This window comes from Lactobacillus sp. RTP31084st1_F9_RTP31084_210423, assembly GCF_040919545.1.
In the GTDB taxonomy this organism is placed as follows: Bacteria; Bacillota; Bacilli; order Lactobacillales; family Lactobacillaceae; genus Lactobacillus; species Lactobacillus paragasseri.
Genome location: NZ_JBCOVH010000005.1, coordinates 25,112 through 47,496, shown reverse-complemented (window position 1 = coordinate 47,496; position 22,385 = coordinate 25,112). Strand labels below are relative to the sequence as shown.

Sequence of the window (22,385 nt, the reverse complement as noted above, 5' to 3'; positions counted from 1 at the left end):
TAAACCAAACTACTTCAATCTCATTATATCTTTTTAATTGGTGCAAAGGCAGCTAAAAGGCGCTTTACTCCTTGACTAGCAAAAGCAATATCTAATTCCATATCTTCTCCGCTGCCGTTAACTTTGACGACAACACCCTTTCCCCAAGCCTTATGAGAAACTTGATCGCCAACATTCCAGGTCTTCTTATCTGCGCCAACTGCACCACTAGCCTTCTTAGCTGTTTCAATTCTAGTTTTGGGACGATAAACTTGAGAAGTTGCACGTTCACTACTTTTAGCAAAAGGAATCGACATTGAAGAATTAGATTGAACTGGATTAACAAATTCTAGATCCTTATCTTCAATTTCATCAATAAAACGAGATGGCTGATTATTTTGCGGACGACCATACATTGTTCTAGAAAAGGCATTCGTGATGTAAAGTTTCTTTTCAGCACGCGTAATACCTACATAGGCTAAACGACGCTCTTCTTCAAGTTCACTTGGATCGCTTGCCGCTCTTGAAAGCGGGAATAGACCTTCTTCCATGCCAACTAAAAAGACAACTGGAAACTCTAATCCTTTAGCTGCATGAAGCGTCATTAAAGCTACTTGATTATCTTGATTTTCTAAATCATCTTGATCGCTTAAGAGTGAAATTTCTGAAAGAAAATCACCTAAGGCAGTCGAATCTTCATCTTCTGGCTCATAATTATCATCAAAACGCTTAGTAACAGTTAAGAATTCGTTCAAGTTTTCTAATCTGGTATCAGCTTCAATTGTATGTTCATTTTCTAGGGCTTCTTTATAGCCAAAGTCAGCTAATAATTTTTCAGTTAAACCAGTTACGCTATGCGTCTTACTGTACTCAATTGCATCTTTTAGGGCAGTCCCAAAAGTTGCTAAAGTCTTAGCTGGACGTCCTGTAATTGGTGCTAAGCTTAAGTTCTTAAATGTTTCTTCAACTGTGAAATCATTGTCATTGGCAAAACCATTAAACTTAGCCATCGTTGTTGGACCTAATCCCCGCTTTGGCACATTGATAATTCGATTAAAACTCATCGAATCAGCAGGGTTTGCTACAACCTTCAAGTAGGCCAAAATATCTTTAATTTCTTTTCGATCATAGAATTTATGACCGCCAACAATTCGGTAAGGAATGTTTGATTTAACTAAAGCTTCTTCGACGTTACGAGATTGGGCATTTGTACGGTAAAGAACTGCAAAATCCTTGTAGTCTCTGTGATGCTCTTTTATTTCTTCGTTGATCTTTGAAACAATAAAGAGTGCCTCATCGTTACCACTTTGAGCACGATAATAGTTGATCTTATCGCCGTCGCCTTTATCAGTCCAAAGTTTCTTAGGTTTACGATTTTGATTATTCTTAATAACTGAGTTAGCAGCATCTAAGATATGACCAGTTGAACGATAATTTTGTTCAAGTTTAATCGTATTAACTTCATCATCTTGATAGTCATGCTCAAAATTAAGAATATTTTCCATGTTAGCACCGCGCCAACCATAGATCGACTGGTCTGCATCCCCAACAACGCAAATATTCTTATACTGAGCAGCTAAAGCCACACAAAGTTGATATTGAGCTTCGTTTGTATCCTGATACTCGTCAACTAAAATATAGCGGAACTTATTTTGGTAATAATGAAGCGTTTCTTTATCTTTCTTAAACAAGACTAGCGTTTGCATAATCAAATCATCAAAGTCCATAATTTGATCTCGCTTTAAGCGGTGCTGATATTCTGCATAAACTTGCGCTGTTACTTTTTCAAAAGGACTAGCTGCTTGTTCTTTGAAATCTTTTGGCGTAAGTAAGTCATTTTTGCCGTTAGAAATAGCACCTAAAATAGCCTTAGGATCATACATCTTAGGATTAATATTAAGATCCTTTTCAATTCGCTTAATTAAAGTTAACTGTTCTGCTGAATCAGCAATTGAAAAGTTATTAGAATAGCCGATTTTTTCTGCATCGCGGCGTAAGATTCTCACACATAAAGCGTGAAAAGTTGACATCCAAACACTATCAGCAGCTGGCCCTAAAAGCTTTTGGACACGTTCTTTCATTTCAGTTGCAGCCTTATTAGTAAAAGTAATGGCTAAAACATTCCATGGCGCAACGCCCTTTTCTTCAATTAAATAGGCAATTCGACGTGTTAAAACTGATGTTTTTCCACTACCAGCTCCAGCAACTACTAAAAGTGGACCTTCAGTACACTGCACAGCTTTTTTCTGCTGCGGATTTAATCCTGCAAGAATTGTTTCTTCGCTCATTGCTTCTCTCTTTCCTGATAACTTAAACACTAAAATAGACCTGTCTATTATAACAAAAAACGACGATAGCTTTTACCTTAACTATCATCGTTTTGGAATTAATCATATTGCGTTAAATTGAACTCTTTAATTAAATCAATTAGCTTTTTAGCATAACCTGGATCAGTCGCATAACCATCCGTCTCTAAAGCTTGCGCTTGACTTGCATAATCTTTTGCAGCTAAAACATGCTGATATTGATCTTTATTCCAGCTAGTTCCATTCACAAATAACAGCGTATGTGCCTGAATAGATTCTTCATAAGAATTATAAATTTGAAAACGACCAGTTACAGTTTCCCAGTGATCATTAACAAATTCCGAAGTCGTCAGCTCTCGGCTAGTATTAGGATCGGTTCCCTTGACACCGAACAAATTATAATATTTTTTTGAAAGCTCACTTTGACCAAAATTACTTTCTAAGCATGCTTGCGCAATGGTAACACTTGGAAATAAACCATAAGGCTTATCTGCTCTTTGAGCAATTGGAGCTACTACTTTAATAAACCTTTCTTTACTTTGAAGAGCGCGTTCCTTTTCTAACTGCGCTTGCCTTAATTGTTCATTAACCGCGACCTCGTGACGCCAGTACAAAAAGCCTGATAAAATTACTACCAAAGTAAAGCAAATAGCAAAGGCTCTTGCAATTACATATTGAATATTTTTTTGACGGCGTCTACGCGGCATTTTAACTCATCTTCCTTTTCATTACTTGCTTCAAAGGCATCGCAATTGCTGGCGTAAGGATAGCAGTAAAGATTGCTTCTACAACACCATTAACACCTAAAACACTTAATAAAATTGCAATTAAAGGAGCTGAATTTTGAGTTTGGCCTAGGCTTTGAAGCAAGGCAGCTGGATTATTCATAAACCATAAACTAGTAATACTAATCACCAGTAAAGTATTAGCAAGTGACGTACATAAGCCTGCAATTGTATAAACAACGGTCTTCTGAAGTTTTGATTCATCTTTTGCAGCTTGACCAATCATTCCAGCAATAAAGCCAGCTGCTGCCCGCGGAACTAACGCAATAAAGATATTTCGAAACAACAACATGCTGACAATATCGCCAGGTTGCGTATAAGCAACAAATAAACTTAATAAGCCCCAAAATAAGCCAATCGACGTACCGAACCCAGGTCCCATTAAGCAACCAGCTAAAGCCACGGTCAAAGGAATAGTTGTAATTGAAGGCAATCCCGGCAGAATTCTAATGTAGCCGATGTAAGGAACAAAAGTCTGAACTAAAATAATTGCAACAAAAATAGCACTAATAGCAATTCTAAAGGTCTTCTTATTAATCATAGTCTTTCCTACTTTTATCAAGTATATCTTTAACAAAAAAGGAAGCCGCATTTGCGACTTCCTTTTCTTAGTGGTGCGGGCGAGAAGACTCGAACTTCCACGATCTAAAAGCGATCACAAGATCCTTAGTCTTGCGCGTCTGCCATTCCGCCACGCCCGCGGTACTTAACTAATATACCAAATAATTTTTCTTTTAGCAAATGGAAATTTGTTTTTTTACTTATTTCTTCTAACTAATTTTAGTCTACCACCACATCTGCCGCAGCGATATTTTCTTGTATTTACTTTACGAACACGGGGATATTGAAAATGGCAGTCTTCACATTCATAAAGATAGTTTTTAACTTGCCTGCGTCTTAACCCAATGTCAGGTGTATAACGACTACCACCAACACGAGCTAATAAGTTCTTAAAATCACGATTGCGGTGCTGATAGCCTAGTCCCGCTAAGTGTAAATGATAATGCGTCAACTCATGCTTAATTATTCCCACTAAGTCTGAGCGATATTTTTCATCTAAAAAATGACCATTAATATCAATATGATGGTCATTTAGAAAATATCTTCCTCCAGTTGTCGTCATGCGATTATTAATCTTAACTTCATGCCTGAAAGGAAGGTGAAAATATTTTAATGAAATTTCTTCTACTAATTTTTGTAATTCTGTTTGATTCATTATTTTCGAATTAATTTTTGATATAAACTAGCCTGTCTTGGAGAGGATATTCTTCTCTTTAGACCGGTCACAATTTTTTGCTTTACTGACTGCTGCCCATCAATCCAAGTACCAGTAAATAAGTGAATAGAGTATGAATCTTTACTTGGATTACACAAAAAGCCATCTGGATAAACATGAACGCCATCTTTTAAAAGCTGCTCGCAGTTACCTGTTTTTAGCCCATACTTTTCTTTCAAAATATCAGTTACTGACAAACTATTCACGCCCGCCATTTGATTATTTTTGTCAAAAGTAAACTCTTTGTCTTGATAATAATCGAGAATGTCTTTTATGAATGGATGATAGGCCTCTGCACCAAAAATAGCAGCTGACAAGTAGTCATTATTTTCAAAACCAATAAACGCCTGATTCTTTAAAAGTGGATCTAGCTTTTTAAGAACTCTAACATCTGTATCTAAATAGATTCCGCCCTGTTCATAAATAGCACGAGCGCGAATATAGTCAGACACAAAGGCCCATTTTTTAGCCTGATAAGCTTCTTCAAGATAGCGATTCTCATGCATATCAAAATTACTTTCATTCCACTCAATAATTTCATAGTCAGGCAACTTCTTTTTCCAAGTCGTAAGACACTCTTTAATTAATGGCGACTTGGGGTTATGTCCTACCCAGACGTAATGAATTTTTTTAGGAATCATCTTTTTACCTTTCTAAGAAAGCGAGTTATAAAGTCCATGATATCTTGATTAAAGTCTAACTTCATCATAAACATAATTCCAGCATAAATAATTAACATCAAAATTGATTTAACTGCCATGTTCAAAAAACTTGAACTAATTAGGTTAGGCATAAGCATCCCTACAATTAACGTAATTATTCCAATTAAGAAATACTTTGGCACGTCGCTAAATGCATTTTTAAAACTATAATCATCTCTCACAATCCAAAGCCGCAAAATTAGAACTACAAATTCCGTAATTAGAATTGCGACTGTTGCTCCACTAGCTCCATATGGTCGATCAAGTAGCGCCGCTAAGACAACTTCGATAAGCGCCCCAATCACAACTGGAATGGCGTATTCCTTATCTCTTCTGTTAGCCAGCGCAAACTGATTAGCAAATACTCCTCCCATCGGAATCATGATGATCGTTAAGGCAAAAAAGAACATCAAAGGCGTCATTGGAATAAATTTCTTACCAAAGAAGAATGGCACAAATTGCTTAGTATTAGCCATAATAATGACTGCGAATAAGGTTCCAAGCATCGTCGTTGCTTCAAGCGACTTTTTTAAGACAACTTTCTGCGTTTCTTTTTCTTCGCTAGCCATCTTCGGCATGATGACTAAAGAAATACTAGTAATTACTCCTAAGATCATATTAGAAATTCGTTGCGAATTGTCATAAAAGGCAACTTGTGTTGAATTGCTAAAAAAACCTAGGATTGGCTTATCAAGCGAGGTATAAATCTGCGTTGCTATCTGCGGAATCATTAAGGTAATGATTGAAACAATCGTTGTTTTATATTTATAAAAATGACTAACCGGCTTTCCTACATAGCGGTGAATATCAAGCCAAAAGACAAAAGACCCAAGCATTGTCGAAACTGACATAATTAAAAAATACTTCCAAAGATCAGCTGGTGACTTAATTAATAATAAAATCAAAACCACACTAGCTAACTTAACAGCAGTATTTTTTAACACTACCCGACCAAAATCAGCTAAACCTTGAAAGAACCAAGAAATATCGACTTGAGCCGAGATTAAATACGGAACCATTAAGATCAAATAATTCCAGTATTGAATATGAAAAATATTAGCAATTAACAGCGTAATTAAAATAGTCACTAAACCAGCAATTGCTTGGAAATACCATAATCCCCAGAAAGCTTCTGTCAATTCCTGAGGCGTACCATAAGTTCTGGTTCGAGAAACAGTTCGAATTCCAATATAGGAAACTGACAAAGTGCAAAATACCATTAAAAATTGCACAGTATTATTTATACTACCATAAATACCATAAGTTTTAGGTCCTAAAACACGAGATAAATATGGAACTGTAATTAGCGGCACTAAAACTAGAAAGATTTGATAGACCGCATTATATAAAATATTAAGAAAAGTTCGCTTCACTACTTTTTCCTCTAAAATTTCTTTGTCATGTAATTGAAGATAGGCTCGCAAGAATCAAGATTATCAACTTCATCAATTAACTCACGCCAATAAAAACGTTGATTTTTGTATTGATGATCATCAGGATGCCTCAAAACTTGTAAAAATTCCTCTTGTGACTTAACACAGGGACCTGGCGTAACGTCCTCATATGGACTCAATAATAAGCCGCGGACCTTTTCATATTGCTTTAGATAGTTGGTAATGAAAATAATTGGCTTATCTAAGTACAAATAATCAAAATAAATTGATGAAAAATCAGTAATTAATAAATCAGTATTTCCAAGCAGCTCGTATAAGTCGAGATCATTTTTAAATAAATAATCATTATTTAAGAAGGCGATGTTTGAAAATTGACTGTTAAAGTCTTCAAACATCCGCATTTCATAAGGATGAAGCTTCACGATTAGATACTGATGCTTTGCTTTTAATGCATCATTTAATTTATAAGGATCAAAATCTTGAAAGGCAAAATAATTTCCTTGCTTTATTTTTTCCATAACCAATGGATCTTCAAGCTCATAACGAAAAGTTGGCATGTAGATTCCTATTTGAGCTTGATCATCTCTAGTTTTAAATAAATCTACTAATAATTTTTCCTTAGAGATTGCTGGATGGTTAATGTAATCAATTCTAGGAAAGCCCAGCTTTTGATATTTTTTACCTTCAATTGCCATACAGGCACTCATTAAACTTTCGTAGAGATCAGAGCTTGAAGTTACCAGGTCTGCATTTTTATGCCATAGCTTTTGGTTACGCTTATTATCACGATAGTGCGTATTATGAGCCATAAAGCCCATACGTTTTAAAGGTACGCCATGCCAGAACTGAATATTAACTTGAGCAGAACGTGCTTTAAAAGGTTGATGAGTAGTAATCACATATTTAGCTACACCAATTTTCTTCCAGGTTTCCCATGATAAGTGAGAAGATGGCCAAGGTTCAACTAAGGTAATGTTGTAGTCTGGATGATTAGCCTTAATGTATTTATAAAATAAATAGCCGTTTGAGCCAGATCTGCCTGAGCCGTTTAAGACTACAATGTTCTTTTCTTTAATTGGACGAAGACTTGCAAGGAAGCTTATTCCCCATAAGTACAAGCGAAAAAATAAACTTTTCATTTAGATGTTCCTTAATAAATGAATTTGTTGACAAATATTTAATATTTGTCAATTATATACTCATTACTAAGGGTATAAAAAAAGCTTGAGTAAACTCAAGCTTTTTTTGATTATTTGATAAAACTTTATTTTATTTTCTTCTACTATTCCATTTCATTTTATTTCTATATTTTCCATTTAAAGTTTCATATAATTCATAACTAGATAGACCTTTATAGATTGGAGATTACAACATGAACATTGGCGAAGCATTAAAACAATATCGTACTAGCGCAGGACTGACTCAAAAAGAATTCACTCAAAATATCCTTTCTCCAGCGCATTACTCGAAAATAGAACGTAATCTACATGAAATATCAGCAAATGACCTGCTAAAACTGTTGAGTCAAAATAAAATACGTTATTCAGATTTTTTCTCATCCCTCGATCAAAACAACGTAAAAGACCAAGATGAAAAACTTAGTGAGCAATTATTATCTGCTTACTATGACCGAGATCTCGATAAAGCAAAGGAAATCTATACTCAAATTAATACATCTAATGATGATTTACTTAAATTACAAGCTCAACTTATTCTCAATACTCTACAATCAGGTCGTCATAAATTTTCTAAAAACAAAGATAAAATTATACAAAAAGTCTTTTCAGGTACTCATTGGCTCAATGATTCTCACAAAATTCTGATATTAGCTACCTTTATTGAAGTTCTTGATCCCTTTGACTTACCTTTCTTTTTAAATCAAATTTATCAGAAATATCAAAACAATCTTGGTAAACAAACTCTAAAAATTCAAGAAAGCGTTGCATCTTTCTGTATCAACTATTTATATTCAGCATCCCAAAACAGAAATATTAGTTCAACTAATAAAGCTATTCAACTATTAACTCAATTAACAGAATATCCCGAATTAGGTATTGAGAAAATTATAGGTTATTACTATCATTGTTACTTTACAAATCAAAAAGAACAATTAAAGACCATTATTACTATTTTAAAGAAAAGTAACTTAAGTAAAACAATAAATATCTTGCCACAATAAACTGCATATACGCAACTCGCTGATCAATTATGCAAAAAAAATCCTCTTCATTACGCAAATACCTTATCATTTATCTCATCTTAAATGAAAAGAGGAGTAACAATGAAGAAGTTTATCAACAAAAAATATTTTGCCTTAAGCATCTTGCTTTCATGCTTGAGTGGCTTAGAATTGCCTTTTGGAACTTGGTCATATTCAGAAATATTCTCTTTAATTACTGAAAAAAATATTCCTAATACTATCAGGATGGTAGCAGTTATTACTATTGCCCAAATTCTTTTGGTCATTATTAAGTATTTAAATACACGGGTACTTAACAGAAATATCGCTTGTTTTAATCAAAACGTGCGTGAATTTCTAATGAAAAGCAACTTTATTGAAATCAGTGAAAACAATGTATCAAAGCAAATTTCTTTTCTTTCAAATGATCTTAACTTAATAGAAGAGAACTATTTGAAGCAACTTTTTCAATTAATTTCAATGATTGTAACAATTGTCGGTACTTCAATAGTTGCAGTTGGCAATAGTTTTTTATTAACTTTAGTTTTTATTTCATTCGCTATTTTTTCAAGTATTATCCCTAATTTTTTTAGCAAGAAAACAGCCCAGCAGTCAAATAATTGGAGTACTTCTACTGGAACTTACATAACATTTATGTCCGATTTTTTAAAGAATATTAGGACAGTTTTAAATTACAATGCATTAGATACCTTTATTAAAAAAGGGCAAAAAATTATTACTCAATCTACTGAAAATAAGAGATTACGTGACAATACAATTGCTAAAAGCAATTTTTGGGTTAATATATTCGTTTATTCTTTTGACTTTTTACCTATTGGAATAGGAATAATTATGGTTATCAAAGGGATGCTTACTCTAGCCTCATTTGTAGCTGTCCAATACTCCAGTACTTGGATTATTAACAGTTTTTACAGTATTAATAGCTGCCGTAATCAAATGTCATCAGCCAAACCTATGATAGATAAGCTACTTTCTTTTAAACCAGAAGAATTTGACAAAAATATTCCTAATTCTAACCTAAATACCTTAACCCTTAACAATATTAGCTTTGGATATAAGCCAGGAGAATTAGTACTAGACAAAATCAACTTAAAAATTAAAAGAGGTGATAAATTATTACTTACTGGTAAGTCTGGTCAAGGAAAGTCTACCCTTCTTAATCTTTTAACTGGTCAACTAAAACCTACTAAAGGAAACGTGCTCGTCAATGGGATGACCAATCAAAATTATACATTTAGTGAGGTACAACAGACTTCTCAAATATTTAATGATACTTTACTTTTCAACCTAACATTAGGTAAAAAGTTTGATGATTTCAAAATTAAAGAAGCTATCAAAAAGGCTGGACTATTGCCATATGTTAATCGGTATGGCTTAAATACGATTATAGAAGAAAATGGAAATAACTTATCTGGCGGTGAAAAGAAACGAATAGAATTGGCACGAGCTTTTCTATATGAAAGAGATTTTTTAATTGTTGACGAAGGGACAGCTTCGCTTGATCCCACCACAGCTAATCAGATTCATGAAGTGTTCTTAGATTCTCCATTAACAGTAATTGAAATAGATCATCATATTCCACCTAAAATTATGCAAATGTTTAATCATCATTATGATCTGCACGACAAGCAATTAGAACGGATATTCTAATTTGTAAAAAAAGGCAGCTAGAAAATTTAAACTAGCTGTCTTTTTTCATGCATATTTTTTATTCTACCTGCTAGAAGATGATATTTATTATTTTCTAGCAGTCCGTCTTTCAAAGAATTTAACGATTTCAACAATGATAATCATTAAAAGTCCTGCAATAATTACAACCAACCATTGCATTCCATCTAATTCAGTCACATCAAAAATCTTAGTCAAAAATGGAATTTCTACTGCAGCCATAACTAAAGCAGAAATAATAATTGCTCCGTTGAACCACTTATTTTCAAATGTTTGCCCTCTAAAGATTGACTTGTGAATAAATTTAGAGTTAAAGGCATGGAACAACTGAATTAAGCCTAAAGTAAGGAAGGCCATAGTTAAAGCATCTGCATGTTGCATAGCTGCGTTTCCAACGTGAGGTCCGACATGTAAACCAAACTGATATGCACCTAAAACTAAAATGCCTTCTAAAATACCTTGATAAATAATCGAACTTGCAACACCGCCGCTAAAGAAGTTTGATTTTCTACCACGCGGCTTCTTCTTCATAATTCCTGGCTCAACTGGTTCAACACCCAAGGCAATTGCTGGTAAGGTATCAGTAACCAAGTTAATCCATAACAATTGCACTGGCATTAGAATATCCCAACCAAGCATTGTCATCATGAAGACTGTCAAAACTTCACCAACGTTACAACTCATTAGGTAAAGAATTGCCTTTTGAATATTCGCAAATACCTTACGTCCTTGCTTAATTGCTTCAACGATTGTCGCAAAGTTATCATCAGCTAATACCATATCAGCTGCACCTTTTGATACTTCAGTACCTGTAATTCCCATGCCAATACCAATATCAGCTTGCTTTAAACTAGGTGCATCATTTACACCATCCCCAGTCATTGCAACGATCTTATTATTTGCCTGCCAAGCTTTAACAATTCTAACCTTATTTTCAGGAGATACACGAGCATAAACGCTGTAGTCTTGAACGTGCTTGTTAAAGTAATCATCTGACAACTTATCAAGTTCAGCACCTGTAATTACGGACTTATCTTTGTCTGAACCTGCTTCTAATATACCTAAACGAGAAGCAATTGCAGCAGCAGTGATTTGGTGGTCACCAGTAATCATAACTGTTCTAATACCAGCACTCTTGGCTTCTGCGACGGCTGCTTTAGCCTCTGGTCTTTCTGGATCAATCATTCCGACTAAACCAGCAAAAATTAAATCTTGCTCAACGTTATTAGTAGTTGGATCGTCATAAGCCTTATCCACAATCTTGTAAGCCAGTCCCAAAACACGTAAGGCTTGTTCAGCCATATTCTTGTTAGAAGCTAAGATGTTTTCCTTTTCACTGTCAGAAACTGGCGTTACTTGACCCTTTTTTTCGATCTTAGTTACACGTTTTAATAATTCGTCAGGTGCACCCTTTACAGCAACAAAGAATTTATCACCATAATGGTTAACCGTCGACATTAATTTTCTCTCTGAATCAAAAGGAACTTCTTGAACACGGCTATCTTTTTTTAGTAAATCTTCAACCTTAATATTTTGATCAAAAGCATATTGAATCAAAGCTGTTTCAGTTGGATCTCCTAAAAGCCGTCCACCATCTTCAATTTTAGTGTCGTTAGCCAAAATCATGGCCATCATAGCTGGATTATCTACCTTAACTGCCTCTTCATCATTATGAAGTTCACCATCATAGTAAACTTTTTCAACAGTCATTTGATTTTGAGTTAAAGTACCAGTTTTATCAGAACAAATAATATCTGTTGCACCTAAAGTTTCAACAGCAGGTAGCTTTCTAACAATCGCCCTATGCTTAGCCATCGTTTGCGTACCAAGAGCTAAAATAATCGTTACAATTGCTGGTAAACCTTCTGGAATTGCAGCGACAGCTAAAGAAACAGCAACTAAGAACATGTCAATAATTAACTTATTAGTTGGCTCGCTTCCTTGCTTGGTAAACATCCCCACGACAAAGACAATTACACAAATTGCTAAAATCATGATGGTTAATGTCTTACCAAGTTGATTTAAGTTTTCCTTTAATGGAGTAGCTGTTTCATCGGCGTTGTTTAACATTGTCGCAATTTTACCGACTTCAGTCTTCATCCCTGTTCCAACCACAATACCTTCTGCTCGACCATAAGTTACATTAGTATTGGCATAAGCCATATTAACGCGGTCACCTAAAGCTACATCATCAGCTTTTAAGATGTCGCTATCTTTTTCAACCGGAACTGATTCACCAGTCAAAGCAGACTCTTCCACCTTTAAACTAGCTGTCTTAGCTAAACGCATATCAGCAGGAACAACGTCTCCTGCTTCAAGTAGCACAACATCACCCGGCACAATGTCAGTACTTGGAATCTCTAGAATTGCTCCTCCGCGTCTTACATGTGCATTCGGCGTCGACATTTCTTTCAAGGCATCAATTGCGGCTTCTGATCTGGCTTCTTGAATTACGCCTAAAATTGCATTTAGCAAGACAACAATCATAATAATTGCTGCATCCGTCCACTCATTTGCCACAACTCCTGATAAAACTGCGGCTACAATCAAGACAATGATCATAAAATCCTTAAATTGATCAATGAAGCGCATGAACATACTGCGTTTTTTCTTTGATGCTAAAGAATTAGGCCCCTCTGAAGCTAATCGTTTCTTAGCTTCATCATCAGACAGCCCATTATCTAGTGATGTATGTAGTTCTTTCTCGATTTGAGAAATATCTTGAGCATAGTACTTCTCTTTCAAAGCCAATCCCTCCAATAACTAAAAAAGACTTATAACGAACCCATCGTCATAAGTCTCACTAATTAAGATAAGCCCAGAGACATTCATCCCGGTTGTTGAACTTATCGCAATAAATTGCCGTTACTCTCTTATGCAAGTTTATTATATTAAACTAACGAGTCCGACACAAGTTTAGTTCTTTTTATAAAAATCATCAAAAATAGTTACTGGCAAGTGACGCTTATGCTCACTCTTCTTCCATAACTTTTCAATTTGTTCAGCAGCTTTATCGCTTACTTCTTTACCTTCTAAGTAATCGTCAACTTCCTTGTAAGTTACGCCTAAAGCTACTTCATCTGGTAAATCTGGTTTTTCTTCTTCTAAATCAGCAGTAGGTGCCTTTTCATACAGATGTTTAGGACAACCAAGCTCTTTAAGCATCGCCTTTCCTTGACGCTTGTCTAAGCGGAAAAGTGGTGTAAGATCAGCTGCACCGTCACCATATTTGGTATAAAAACCAGAGAAGTTTTCAGCAGCATGGTCAGTTCCGACAACTGCCCCATTATTTGCACCAGCAATTGCATATTGAACAACCATTCTTTGACGCGCCTTAATGTTACCCTTATTAAAATCAGTAATCTTTTGACCAGTTGCTTCAACTACTTTGACCATTGCATCAACTGGTTCTTTAATATTTACGATTAGATCTTGATCGGGCTTTTGAAAAGCGATTGCATCTGCCGCATCACTTGCATCGGCTTGAACGCCATAAGGAAGACGAACAGCGATAAATTGGTAAGAATCGTCGCCAGTTTCTTCACGCATTTCTTCAATTGCCATTTGGCAAAGCTTACCTGTTAAGGTTGAATCTTGACCACCAGAAATTCCCAAAACATAGCTCTTTAAAAATGGATTTTCTTTTAAATAATCTTTTAGAAAATCAATTGATTTACGAATTTCTTCTTTAGGATCAATTTCTGGTAATACATGCTCATAAGCAATAATTTTTTCTTGTAATGGGCGCATTCTAATATCCTCTTTTCACAATTCGGCTGCGAATATTATTAATCAAGTTTACCTTGTTGTCATATAATTTTTGCGATAAATCGACTGGGTAGTCTTGTGGATTCAAGCTACGCTTGTATTCATCCCATAAACCATCGAGGTTATTTGCGGCAAACTCTTTCGTTTCTTTTAGAGTAGGTTCTTGATAAACTAACTTACCTTCATGGAAGATTTCGTGCAATAACGGACGAGCAGTATAGTCGGTAACAACCTTATTGATATAAGTATATTGAGGGTGGAACATGAAAAGAGCATCGAACTTTCTTGGGTCTTCATCATAGCGTGATACCCAATCACCTTCATTTTTCTTTTCAGAGTTAGCTTGAATTCTCCAAACTTGCTTTTTACCTGGAGTAGATACTTTTTCAGCATTTGAAGAAATCTTCAAAGTATCACGCATATTACCATCTTTATCTTCAATAGCAACTAGCTTGTATACCCCACCTAGAGCAGGTTGGTCAAAAGCCGTAATTAATTTAGTACCAATTCCCCAAACATCAATTTTTGCGCCTTGCATCTTAAGGTTTTGAATAGTCTTTTCATCCAAGTCATTTGAAGCATAAATCTTTGCATCAGGGAAGCCAGCATCATCTAATTGCTTGCGCACTTTTTTAGAAATATATGCCATATCTCCCGAGTCAATTCGAACGCCTTGGAAGTTAATCTTGTCGCCCATTTCTTTAGCAACTCTGATAGCAGTTGGAACACCACTTCTTAAGGTATCGTAAGTATCCACTAAGAATACACAATTCTTATGTGTTTCCGCATATGCCTTAAAAGCATCATATTCACTATTAAAAGCTTCAACTAAGGAGTGAGCGTGAGTTCCAGCAACAGGAATACCAAATAATTTTCCTGCTCTAACATTACTAGTAGCATCAAAACCACCAATGTATGCTGCACGAGTTCCCCAAATAGCCGCATCAGTTTCTTGAGCACGACGTGAACCAAATTCCATTAAACCGTCATTACCAACTGCAACCTTAATTCTAGCTGCCTTAGTTGCAATTAAAGTTTGGAAGTTAATAATATTCAAAATTGCTGTTTCAACTAATTGAGCTTGTGCCAATGGCCCTTCGATTTGCATAATTGGCTCATTAGCAAAAACCAATTCACCTTCTCGAGCACTGCGAATGGTTAATTTTAATTTTAGATTACGTAAATAATCAATAAATTCATCATCATAACCACAAGTTTCCTTGAGATATTCTAAGTCGCTTTCCTTAAAATGGAGGTTATTCAAGTATTGAATAACATGGCTTAAACCAGCATTAACTGCGTAGCCGTTACCAAAAGGTTCTTTTCTAAAAAATACTTCAAATACTGAATTTCTTTCACTTACACCCTTTTTAAAATAGGTATACATCATATTAATTTCATACAAGTCTGTATGAAGAATTAAAGAATCGTCTTGATCAATTTGTGGGTAAAACATTTTGTCTCCCTCATCACTAAATAAATAATTTCTTTCTTGTACCTTATTATAATCAAAGAGACGCAGATATCAAAAAGAGACACCAAAATGATGTCTCTAAAAATATTTAAGCTATTTACTTATGATCTTTACATAGTCTCTAATTGTAAAAAATTCTAAAATTTCAGTTAATTTTTCTCGATCTTTTTTGTTCACCACGTAAAGGCTTGTTCCCTGACTAATTACTTTCATTAAATTAGCGTAAAAAGGCGCTAGTTTATTTTGTTTGAGCTTTTGAATAAATTCTTCAATATCTGCTCCGTGGTACACTTTTAGGTCTTTAGGAATAATGATTTCTATCTTTTTTTCAGGATTATAGTTAGTACCAAAACCGACAATTGTTTGTAAGTAAGGTGACTTAACATTCTTAAGCCTATTTTCAATAATTAACGGAGTAATTTCTTTCAATGAGGTCTTACCCTGCTTAAAAATCACTGGACAAAGCGAAGCAATATGACACTTATTAAATGCATAATAAATAGCAGCTTGAGGACGATAAAATGGTATTTTAATTTTACTTGTAATGTGATGCAGAGTGCGTAATTCTGCTATAACCTGATCTTGATTCAATTGCTTATCTGCTGGCTTTTTATTTTTAACAATTCGATATTTTAGACCTACAAAGTTACCATTGACCATTCTTAGACCAAAATTAATTTGAGCATTACACCAAGATGGCATTCCATTCACTAAATAGTTCTCTCGCACACTAGTTTCAAAAACTTCTCTGCGCCAAAAAGCATAATTAGTATAAATGTTTACACCCATGCCGAGTGCTGTTTTTACCAAACTAATTTGATTACGATAATATGGTCTAATTAAATGCAATTTACCATCTTTTAAGCGTTGATACATTGCTCGAATACCAACAAACATTCCATCGCATTTTTCACCATAAAGCGTACTAGCTGCACGATAAAAGACATTCTGATTAAATAAAACTTTATCAGCATCTAGAACAAAAATTATTGAGCCTTCTACAAATTTTGTTCCGTATTCAATCGCATGCAAATAATTATGCTGCTTTTGCTTATGATATTTAACTGGTAAAGGCGTATTTTCTAAATAACGCTTAACAATTGTTTCCGTTTCATCATTTGAACCATCATTAATTAAGATTATCTCCCAATCACGGTACGTCTGATTCTTGATTGATTCTAACGCCTCAACAATTGTATTAGCACTATTATGAGCTGGAATGATAACTGAAATTTTTCGCTGATTTCTGCCTAATTCAATATTGCCGAATACGTTGACTATACATAAATCTATGATCAAGACTAAAACTAAATAACTGGTATTAATTACATTTGATTCAGCAATAATCAAACTACCTTCGTTAATAATTAAAAATAATACAGTCCCTAAAATTAAATGACTGTTTATGTTCAACTGCCTTTTAAGCCTTATATAGACAATTGCTCCCAGCGTTTCTAACAATAAAGAAATTGCTTCAATATTCCAGGAAAGATTTTTAAAAACAAAGTCAGTAAACTCAGGTGTGTACCAAACTAGCGAAACGAGCAAAACAATTAAATAAACGCATAGTAAAAAGGGTCTCAATTGTTCACTAAAAGTAACTACTACTCTAATTACATAGAAAATAAAAGTTAAAACAGCAACAATTAAAATTAAGATTGTTCCGGACCTAACTGATAATTGAGCTAGAATATTTAAATTCAACAAAAGCAATACTAAATTTTTAGTATTAAAATGTCTATCTAAGAAATATAAGGTTCCCATATAAGCAATTATAGCTAAACGGTATAACGATCCTATCTCAGCAAAGGGCAAAACTTCGCTCTTATTCAAAATCGCTGTCAAAGATAGAAAAACTGATAAATAGCTTAGAGCCTTTTCTGCAAACCACTGATCTAGATCTTCAATTTCAATTGATAAAGTTAACAAAAGCAAGATCAAACCATATGCCGCGCTAATTATAAAAAAGCCATTATCGCCATGCCAAATATTGCTGCTTAGTTCAAAAATTAGCGGTAGAATTCCAATCAAAATTGCCAGCAGACTACTTTTATGATAATTTTCCACTATTTTTCACCCAAGATGAATTTGTAATAATTTTCAATTGCCACTAACTGATTTTTCATTGAAAAGGCATGCATCAAATACGTCTTTTCTTTTTCTGCCATCTCTTCAAGTTTTTCTTGACTAGTTGAAATTGCCTGCTTTAGCTTTTCACTAATATCATTTAAGTTTCCAATTTTAGCAACAAATCCATACTTTTCACTAGGAATCATTTTTTCAATATCGCCAACATCTGTTGACATAATTGGTACTAAATTATCGCTAGCTTCAAGTAATACCAAAGGAAAACTTTCTGAATAAGACGTCAAAACAGCCAAATCCATTTTTTGATAGAGTTTGCGGATCTCTTTCTGGTTCAAAAAGCCGTGGAAAGTTACCTGTGAACTAATCCCTAGATCTCGCGCAAGTGCTCTTAAATTATTAAATTCGCTTCCATCACCAGCAATATGTAAGCGAACGTTTTTATCATTGATCTTTTTAATGGCCTTTAAAAGCAAATCTTGTCCCTTAACTTTTTCTGTTCTTCCAACATTAATTATATTGAAATAGGGATGAGCATATTTTTTAGGTAATTCTTTATTGTCATGGAAAAAAATTCCATTATAGATTACACAAATTTTAGTTTTCGGAATGCCTACCTTTTCAACTAAAAGATCAGAAAAGTTCTGCGTAATCGCAAAAATACCATCAGCTTTTTTTAAAGCCATAATGTTCAACTTAGTAAAAATGTTTCCAATCATTCCCCGTCCTTCAAAATCTTTTAAAGGATCAGAATGAACTGTGATAATCCATTTAGCCTTAATTTGCTTTTTAATCATCGAAACAAATAAATTAGCTCGTGCACCATGAGTATGAACGATATCAAAGTTGCCATTATTAATGAATTTAGCGAGTCTTTTTAAAACAGTTAAATCATAACGACTTTGGGCACCTAAAATCGTTGTCTTAATTCCTGCTTTTTTGGCAGCTTTTGCCACCGGGCCATCTGCTAAGGTCAGCAATTCAAAATCAGCATCTTGCCGATTAGCTTCTGTTAATAAATTAACAATATGAGACAGGCCCCCGCCCTTTTCTAATCCAGCGTTAACATGTAAAACTTTCATTTAATTTATATTCTTTCTATTATTTTTGTTTCTTAGACTTTTCGACTTCAACTACAAATTCTGGTAAGGCCAGCATCCGTTTAAAACGTGTTGGATTGGTAATCAAGCGATAAAACCATTCAAGATGAGTTTTTTGAAATACTTCCGGAGCACGTTTAACCGCACCCGAAAAGACATCAAAACTTCCGCCCACTCCCATCATAATTGCTGGCACCTCTGCTTGCCGCAATAAAGAAATTAACTCTTCTTGTCTAGGAAAACCAATTGCTGCAAAAACCAAATCAGGCTCAGTATTTTCAATTCTTTTAGCAACGGTTTTAAGATCATCCTTAAAGTAGCCATCTTCAGCCCCAACTAATTCGATTCCTGGATAATCTTTAGCAATTTTGGCCTTAGTAATTTTCATTACTGCAGGCGTTGCACCAATTAAATAGACACGGAGCTTTCTTAAATTTCCCACATGCAAAAGCCAGGTAAACAAATCATAGCCTGTTACACGTTCCTTGACTGGAGTTTTAAGCATTTTTCCGCCTAAAACAATTCCAATTCCATCAGCTGTAACTAAATCTGCATCCTTTTTGATAAGTTCCATAAATTTAGGATCTTTATTTGCAGCCATCACAATTTCAGGATTAGCTGTTACCACCATAGTTGATACTTTATTGTTTAACCGGTTAATTAATCTATCTTTAAATTCTTCTAACGAATAATTATCAAATTCTATTCCTAAAATACTAACTTTATTCATGCTCTGTTTTTAACCATTTCTAATCGAAATATATCTTTACTTTCCATTTTAACAAAAAAGTGCTACTAACTTTTTTAAACATAAAAGTTTCACTTTTTTCTACTTCTGCTAGAATAGTAACTATTACAAGGGAGTATTTATTATGAAAAAAATTATTACCTACGGTACCTTTGATCTACTGCATTATGGCCATATTCGTCTTCTAAAAAGAGCGCGTGCACTAGGAGACTACCTAATAGTAGGACTATCAACAGACGAATTTAATGAATTCAGCAAGCATAAGCAGGCTTACAATAATTATGCCGAAAGAAAATATATTCTTGAAGCAATTCGATATGTGGATCAAGTTATCCCTGAAGAAAATTGGGATCAAAAAATCAGCGATGTCCAAAAATATGATATTGATACTTTCGTAATGGGGAATGATTGGGAAGGAAAATTTGACTTTCTAAAACCCTACTGCAAAGTAAAATATCTTGAAAGAACCCCTGGAATTTCTACTACTCAAATCAAAGAAGACTTAAAATAAAAAATGCATGGTGCAGTCAATAAATCAAAATCAACTGTACTATGCATTTTTATTTTTCAAAAGTAAATTCAAATCTTTCAGCTACATAAGATGCACGAACGTACTCAAAAGGATAGTGATCGTTAAGTTCTGTAACTTGCCGTCTCGTTACTAATGGTTCACCCTTTTTCACTGATAATAAGCGCGCTTCATTTTCATTGGCAACAGATGCACCAATATTTTCAACTACACTACCAATCTTATAACCACCTTTTTTTTCAAGAGTTTGATATAAACTACTCGAAATCTCATCTTTAGAGAAACGTGAAACTAATTTATAAGGAATTGTAGCTACTTCATAACAAATTGGCACATTATCAGCAAAACGAATACGTTCCATTCTTAAAACATTATCCGTATCCTTAATCTTTAACTTTTCTTTTTCAGATAAAGAAGGCTTAGTTACGCGGTAAGACAATAATTTACTAGAAGGGACTTGACCATTAGCACGAGTTATATCCGTAAAGCTCATAATTCCAGACATTTTTTCTTGCACCTTTTGGCTAGAAACATAAGTCCCGCTTCCTAAGCGTCTTTCTAAAATTCCTTCATCTTCCAATGTCTTAATTGCTTGACGTAATGTCATTCTAGAAACATTAAATTTCAAGGCTAATTGCCGCTCAGCAGGGATTCGCTCTCCAACTTTATATTTTTTATTTTCAATATCACGCTTTATTTGGTTGTGAATTTTAATATACATCGGTTCTTGCATGATAAACCCTCACTTCATTATCCTATCAAGTTTATTTTAGCTTAAAGTAGCCAATTAGTCATTGTTCTTCTTTGCTTCCCAACGCATTCCTAAAATATTTACATTAGGCCGACTATTACATTCTACTTCTAAATCTTTGCTGCTGCTTGAAACAATATTCAGCTTGATCTTAGCATCATCTTGAACTGCAAGCGTACTACCATTAGGGTTAAGAATTAAATCTCTACCACCTAAACTCGCTTGCCCATTTAAAGCTAAAAAGTATTCGAAATCATCTCTACCAGAAAAAGCAACTCTAGTCGCATCAGCACTTGCCTTATCCTGAAAATCAGCATGGCTCACAATACTTGAATTATTGAGTGTAACTTTAGCATTATCACAGGCAATTAAACGATCTATTTTACTATTTTGAATTAAAGTTTTAGTATTCTTATCAATAAAAACTCCGCCTTTAAATTCAGATTGTAAAATATTTACCCAAGAATCATCAGAAATATAAAAGCTAGAATCATCATTTTTTTCAACAGTCGAATTAAGCATATTTACCCAGGTCTGTCCATGAATTAACCCATAAGAAATCGAGGTATTATTCAAATCAACTTCTGCATTTGAATCAGGATAAGTACTTAAATTACCGTGAATCACACTATTAGAAATAATTGCCGTCCCTTTTCCCTGAATACCTAAAGCAGCGTAATCTTTAGAATCATAATCAATTAAAGAATCAGTCATGGTCAATCTAAAATTAGCTTGCGCAAATAAAGAAACGCTAGAATTTAAAATTTTACTGGAAAACAGCTCAAGGGTGCACTTACCATTTACAGCAATTGCGGCCATATCATTTTCATCGCCGTAAAGATTAGTGTTGCGCAAAGTCAGATAAGTATCCGCGTTGTCTTCAACATAAATAGTATTATGGTCAGATTTTGTTTGAAGACAAATATTTTCTAAAGTAAAAAAACTGCAATCCCTATCAAGTACAAAAAAGCCGCTAATTACAGTTTCTTCTGGTGCATTACCTGTTCCTTTGATAGTAATATTATTTACTTCTAAGCCTTGATTTAGCTCATAAAAACCTGGCGCAAGCAATAATACGTCATCAGGCTGTAAGTCTTTTAGTGCACTTTTCCAATCAGTCCCGTCTCCGCGACCACTAACTTTAACAAGACGTGTCATATCGACTAATCCTTTCTACACATAAATTTCACACATTATTCCTTCAAATTTCAATTTTTTTAGCTTAAATATAATTGTTAATGGAGGTAACTATGATTAACATTACTACAAATCAATTAGCAGAAATTCTAGCAAAAGATTCTACAATTAATTTATATGATTTACGAACACCAATTGAATTTGCATCAGGACATATTCCTGATAGTCATAATCTTCCCTTTGAAGAATTAAAATACTTCAATGATCCCAAAAACGAGACCTACTACTTCATTTGTCGGTCCGGAGACCTTTCTCATTATGCTTGCCAAACCTTAAAATCTAAGGGTTATAAACACCTAATTAATATTAACGACGGCATCCTTAATTGGAAGGGAAAAATGCAAAGTTTAACTTAAAAAATATAATACAACAAAAAAGGTCATCAAATGATGACCTTTTTTTTCGGGTTGGGTGTTCTTTCGAA

General features: G+C 34.3%; 19 protein-coding genes and 1 tRNA gene. 4 read left to right on the top strand and 16 right to left on the bottom strand.

From position 1 onward, the window contains the following. Positions 1–23 precede the first annotated feature (23 nt). From pcrA to AB5359_RS09200, 8 genes are all read right to left on the bottom strand, one after another. The gene (gene pcrA, locus AB5359_RS09235; RefSeq protein ID WP_048687381.1) at positions 24–2,267 is read right to left on the bottom strand and encodes a DNA helicase PcrA; all 2,244 of its coding nucleotides are present in this window, start codon (positions 2,265–2,267) and stop codon (positions 24–26) included. A 98-nt stretch (positions 2,268–2,365) separates the two neighbouring features. Further along, the gene (locus AB5359_RS09230) at positions 2,366–2,992 is read right to left on the bottom strand and encodes a glycoside hydrolase family 73 protein (protein WP_048687383.1); all 627 of its coding nucleotides are present in this window, start codon (positions 2,990–2,992) and stop codon (positions 2,366–2,368) included. Position 2,993: 1 nt separating this feature from the next. Then, a complete protein-coding gene (locus tag AB5359_RS09225; RefSeq protein WP_048687424.1) occupies positions 2,994–3,611 on the bottom strand; it encodes an ECF transporter S component in 618 nt (205 codons plus the stop codon). A gap of 71 nt (positions 3,612–3,682) precedes the next feature. Then, positions 3,683–3,771, bottom strand: a tRNA-Leu gene (locus AB5359_RS09220). A 56-nt stretch (positions 3,772–3,827) separates the two neighbouring features. Beyond that, the gene (locus AB5359_RS09215; RefSeq protein ID WP_039155829.1) at positions 3,828–4,286 is read right to left on the bottom strand and encodes a SprT family protein; all 459 of its coding nucleotides are present in this window, start codon (positions 4,284–4,286) and stop codon (positions 3,828–3,830) included. Continuing rightward, positions 4,286–4,987 carry a glycosyltransferase family 32 protein gene (locus tag AB5359_RS09210; RefSeq protein WP_020807411.1) on the bottom strand — a complete coding sequence of 234 codons (702 nt, stop codon included), beginning with the start codon at positions 4,985–4,987 and terminating at the stop codon, positions 4,286–4,288. Before AB5359_RS09210 ends, AB5359_RS09215 begins: the two co-directional genes overlap by 1 nt. Further along, positions 4,984–6,420, bottom strand: coding sequence for an oligosaccharide flippase family protein (locus AB5359_RS09205; protein WP_048687384.1), 1,437 nt, complete (start codon positions 6,418–6,420; stop codon positions 4,984–4,986). The genes AB5359_RS09210 and AB5359_RS09205 overlap by 4 nt, the downstream gene beginning before the upstream one ends. Positions 6,421–6,431: 11 nt before the next feature. After that, entirely contained in the window at positions 6,432–7,580 is a 1,149-nt protein-coding gene (locus tag AB5359_RS09200; RefSeq protein WP_048687388.1) for a CDP-glycerol--glycerophosphate glycerophosphotransferase, read from the bottom strand. Positions 7,581–7,813: 233 nt separating this feature from the next. Here AB5359_RS09200 and AB5359_RS09195 point away from each other — a divergent pair, with 233 nt between their 5' ends. Together AB5359_RS09195 and AB5359_RS09190 are read left to right on the top strand one after the other, a co-directional pair. Then, positions 7,814–8,620 (top strand): helix-turn-helix domain-containing protein, encoded by an 807-nt coding sequence (locus AB5359_RS09195; protein WP_048687389.1) that lies wholly within the window; start codon positions 7,814–7,816, stop codon positions 8,618–8,620. Between the two features lie 102 nt (positions 8,621–8,722). Next, positions 8,723–10,291: an ATP-binding cassette domain-containing protein gene (locus tag AB5359_RS09190; RefSeq protein WP_368279898.1), complete on the top strand. Its 1,569-nt coding sequence runs from the start codon at positions 8,723–8,725 to the stop codon at positions 10,289–10,291. An 87-nt stretch (positions 10,292–10,378) separates the two neighbouring features. Here AB5359_RS09190 and AB5359_RS09185 read toward each other — a convergent pair whose 3' ends face one another. The 6 genes from AB5359_RS09185 to AB5359_RS09160 all read right to left on the bottom strand — a co-directional run bounded on the left by AB5359_RS09185 (position 10,379) and on the right by AB5359_RS09160 (position 19,466). Then, positions 10,379–13,054, bottom strand: coding sequence for a calcium-translocating P-type ATPase, PMCA-type (locus AB5359_RS09185; protein WP_048687393.1), 2,676 nt, complete (start codon positions 13,052–13,054; stop codon positions 10,379–10,381). A gap of 171 nt (positions 13,055–13,225) precedes the next feature. Next, complete coding sequence (gene nadE, locus AB5359_RS09180; protein ID WP_048687395.1) at positions 13,226–14,059, bottom strand: ammonia-dependent NAD(+) synthetase; 834 nt, start codon at positions 14,057–14,059, stop codon at positions 13,226–13,228. 1 nt (position 14,060) lies between these two features. Beyond that, positions 14,061–15,533 carry a nicotinate phosphoribosyltransferase gene (locus tag AB5359_RS09175; protein WP_048687397.1) on the bottom strand — a complete coding sequence of 491 codons (1,473 nt, stop codon included), beginning with the start codon at positions 15,531–15,533 and terminating at the stop codon, positions 14,061–14,063. A gap of 111 nt (positions 15,534–15,644) precedes the next feature. After that, positions 15,645–17,618 (bottom strand): glycosyltransferase family 2 protein, encoded by a 1,974-nt coding sequence (locus tag AB5359_RS09170; RefSeq protein ID WP_048687399.1) that lies wholly within the window; start codon positions 17,616–17,618, stop codon positions 15,645–15,647. Further along, positions 17,618–18,718 carry a glycosyltransferase gene (locus AB5359_RS09165; protein WP_020807420.1) on the bottom strand — a complete coding sequence of 367 codons (1,101 nt, stop codon included), beginning with the start codon at positions 18,716–18,718 and terminating at the stop codon, positions 17,618–17,620. Before AB5359_RS09165 ends, AB5359_RS09170 begins: the two co-directional genes overlap by 1 nt. Positions 18,719–18,737: 19 nt before the next feature. Then, the gene (locus AB5359_RS09160) at positions 18,738–19,466 is read right to left on the bottom strand and encodes a WecB/TagA/CpsF family glycosyltransferase (RefSeq protein ID WP_003648257.1); all 729 of its coding nucleotides are present in this window, start codon (positions 19,464–19,466) and stop codon (positions 18,738–18,740) included. Between the two features lie 142 nt (positions 19,467–19,608). On the opposite strand from AB5359_RS09160, the gene tagD reads away from it, so the two are divergent. Beyond that, positions 19,609–19,995, top strand: a complete 387-nt coding sequence (gene tagD, locus AB5359_RS09155; RefSeq protein WP_003646836.1) for a glycerol-3-phosphate cytidylyltransferase — start codon at positions 19,609–19,611, stop codon at positions 19,993–19,995. Positions 19,996–20,044: 49 nt separating this feature from the next. Here tagD and AB5359_RS09150 read toward each other — a convergent pair whose 3' ends face one another. Both AB5359_RS09150 and AB5359_RS09145 read right to left on the bottom strand, forming a co-directional pair. Then, a complete protein-coding gene (locus AB5359_RS09150; RefSeq protein WP_048687402.1) occupies positions 20,045–20,746 on the bottom strand; it encodes a GntR family transcriptional regulator in 702 nt (233 codons plus the stop codon). 54 nt (positions 20,747–20,800) lie between these two features. After that, positions 20,801–21,922: a hypothetical protein gene (locus AB5359_RS09145; protein ID WP_048687404.1), complete on the bottom strand. Its 1,122-nt coding sequence runs from the start codon at positions 21,920–21,922 to the stop codon at positions 20,801–20,803. 92 nt (positions 21,923–22,014) lie between these two features. On the opposite strand from AB5359_RS09145, the gene AB5359_RS09140 reads away from it, so the two are divergent. Then, complete coding sequence (locus AB5359_RS09140; RefSeq protein ID WP_048687406.1) at positions 22,015–22,317, top strand: rhodanese-like domain-containing protein; 303 nt, start codon at positions 22,015–22,017, stop codon at positions 22,315–22,317. Positions 22,318–22,385 lie beyond the last annotated feature (68 nt).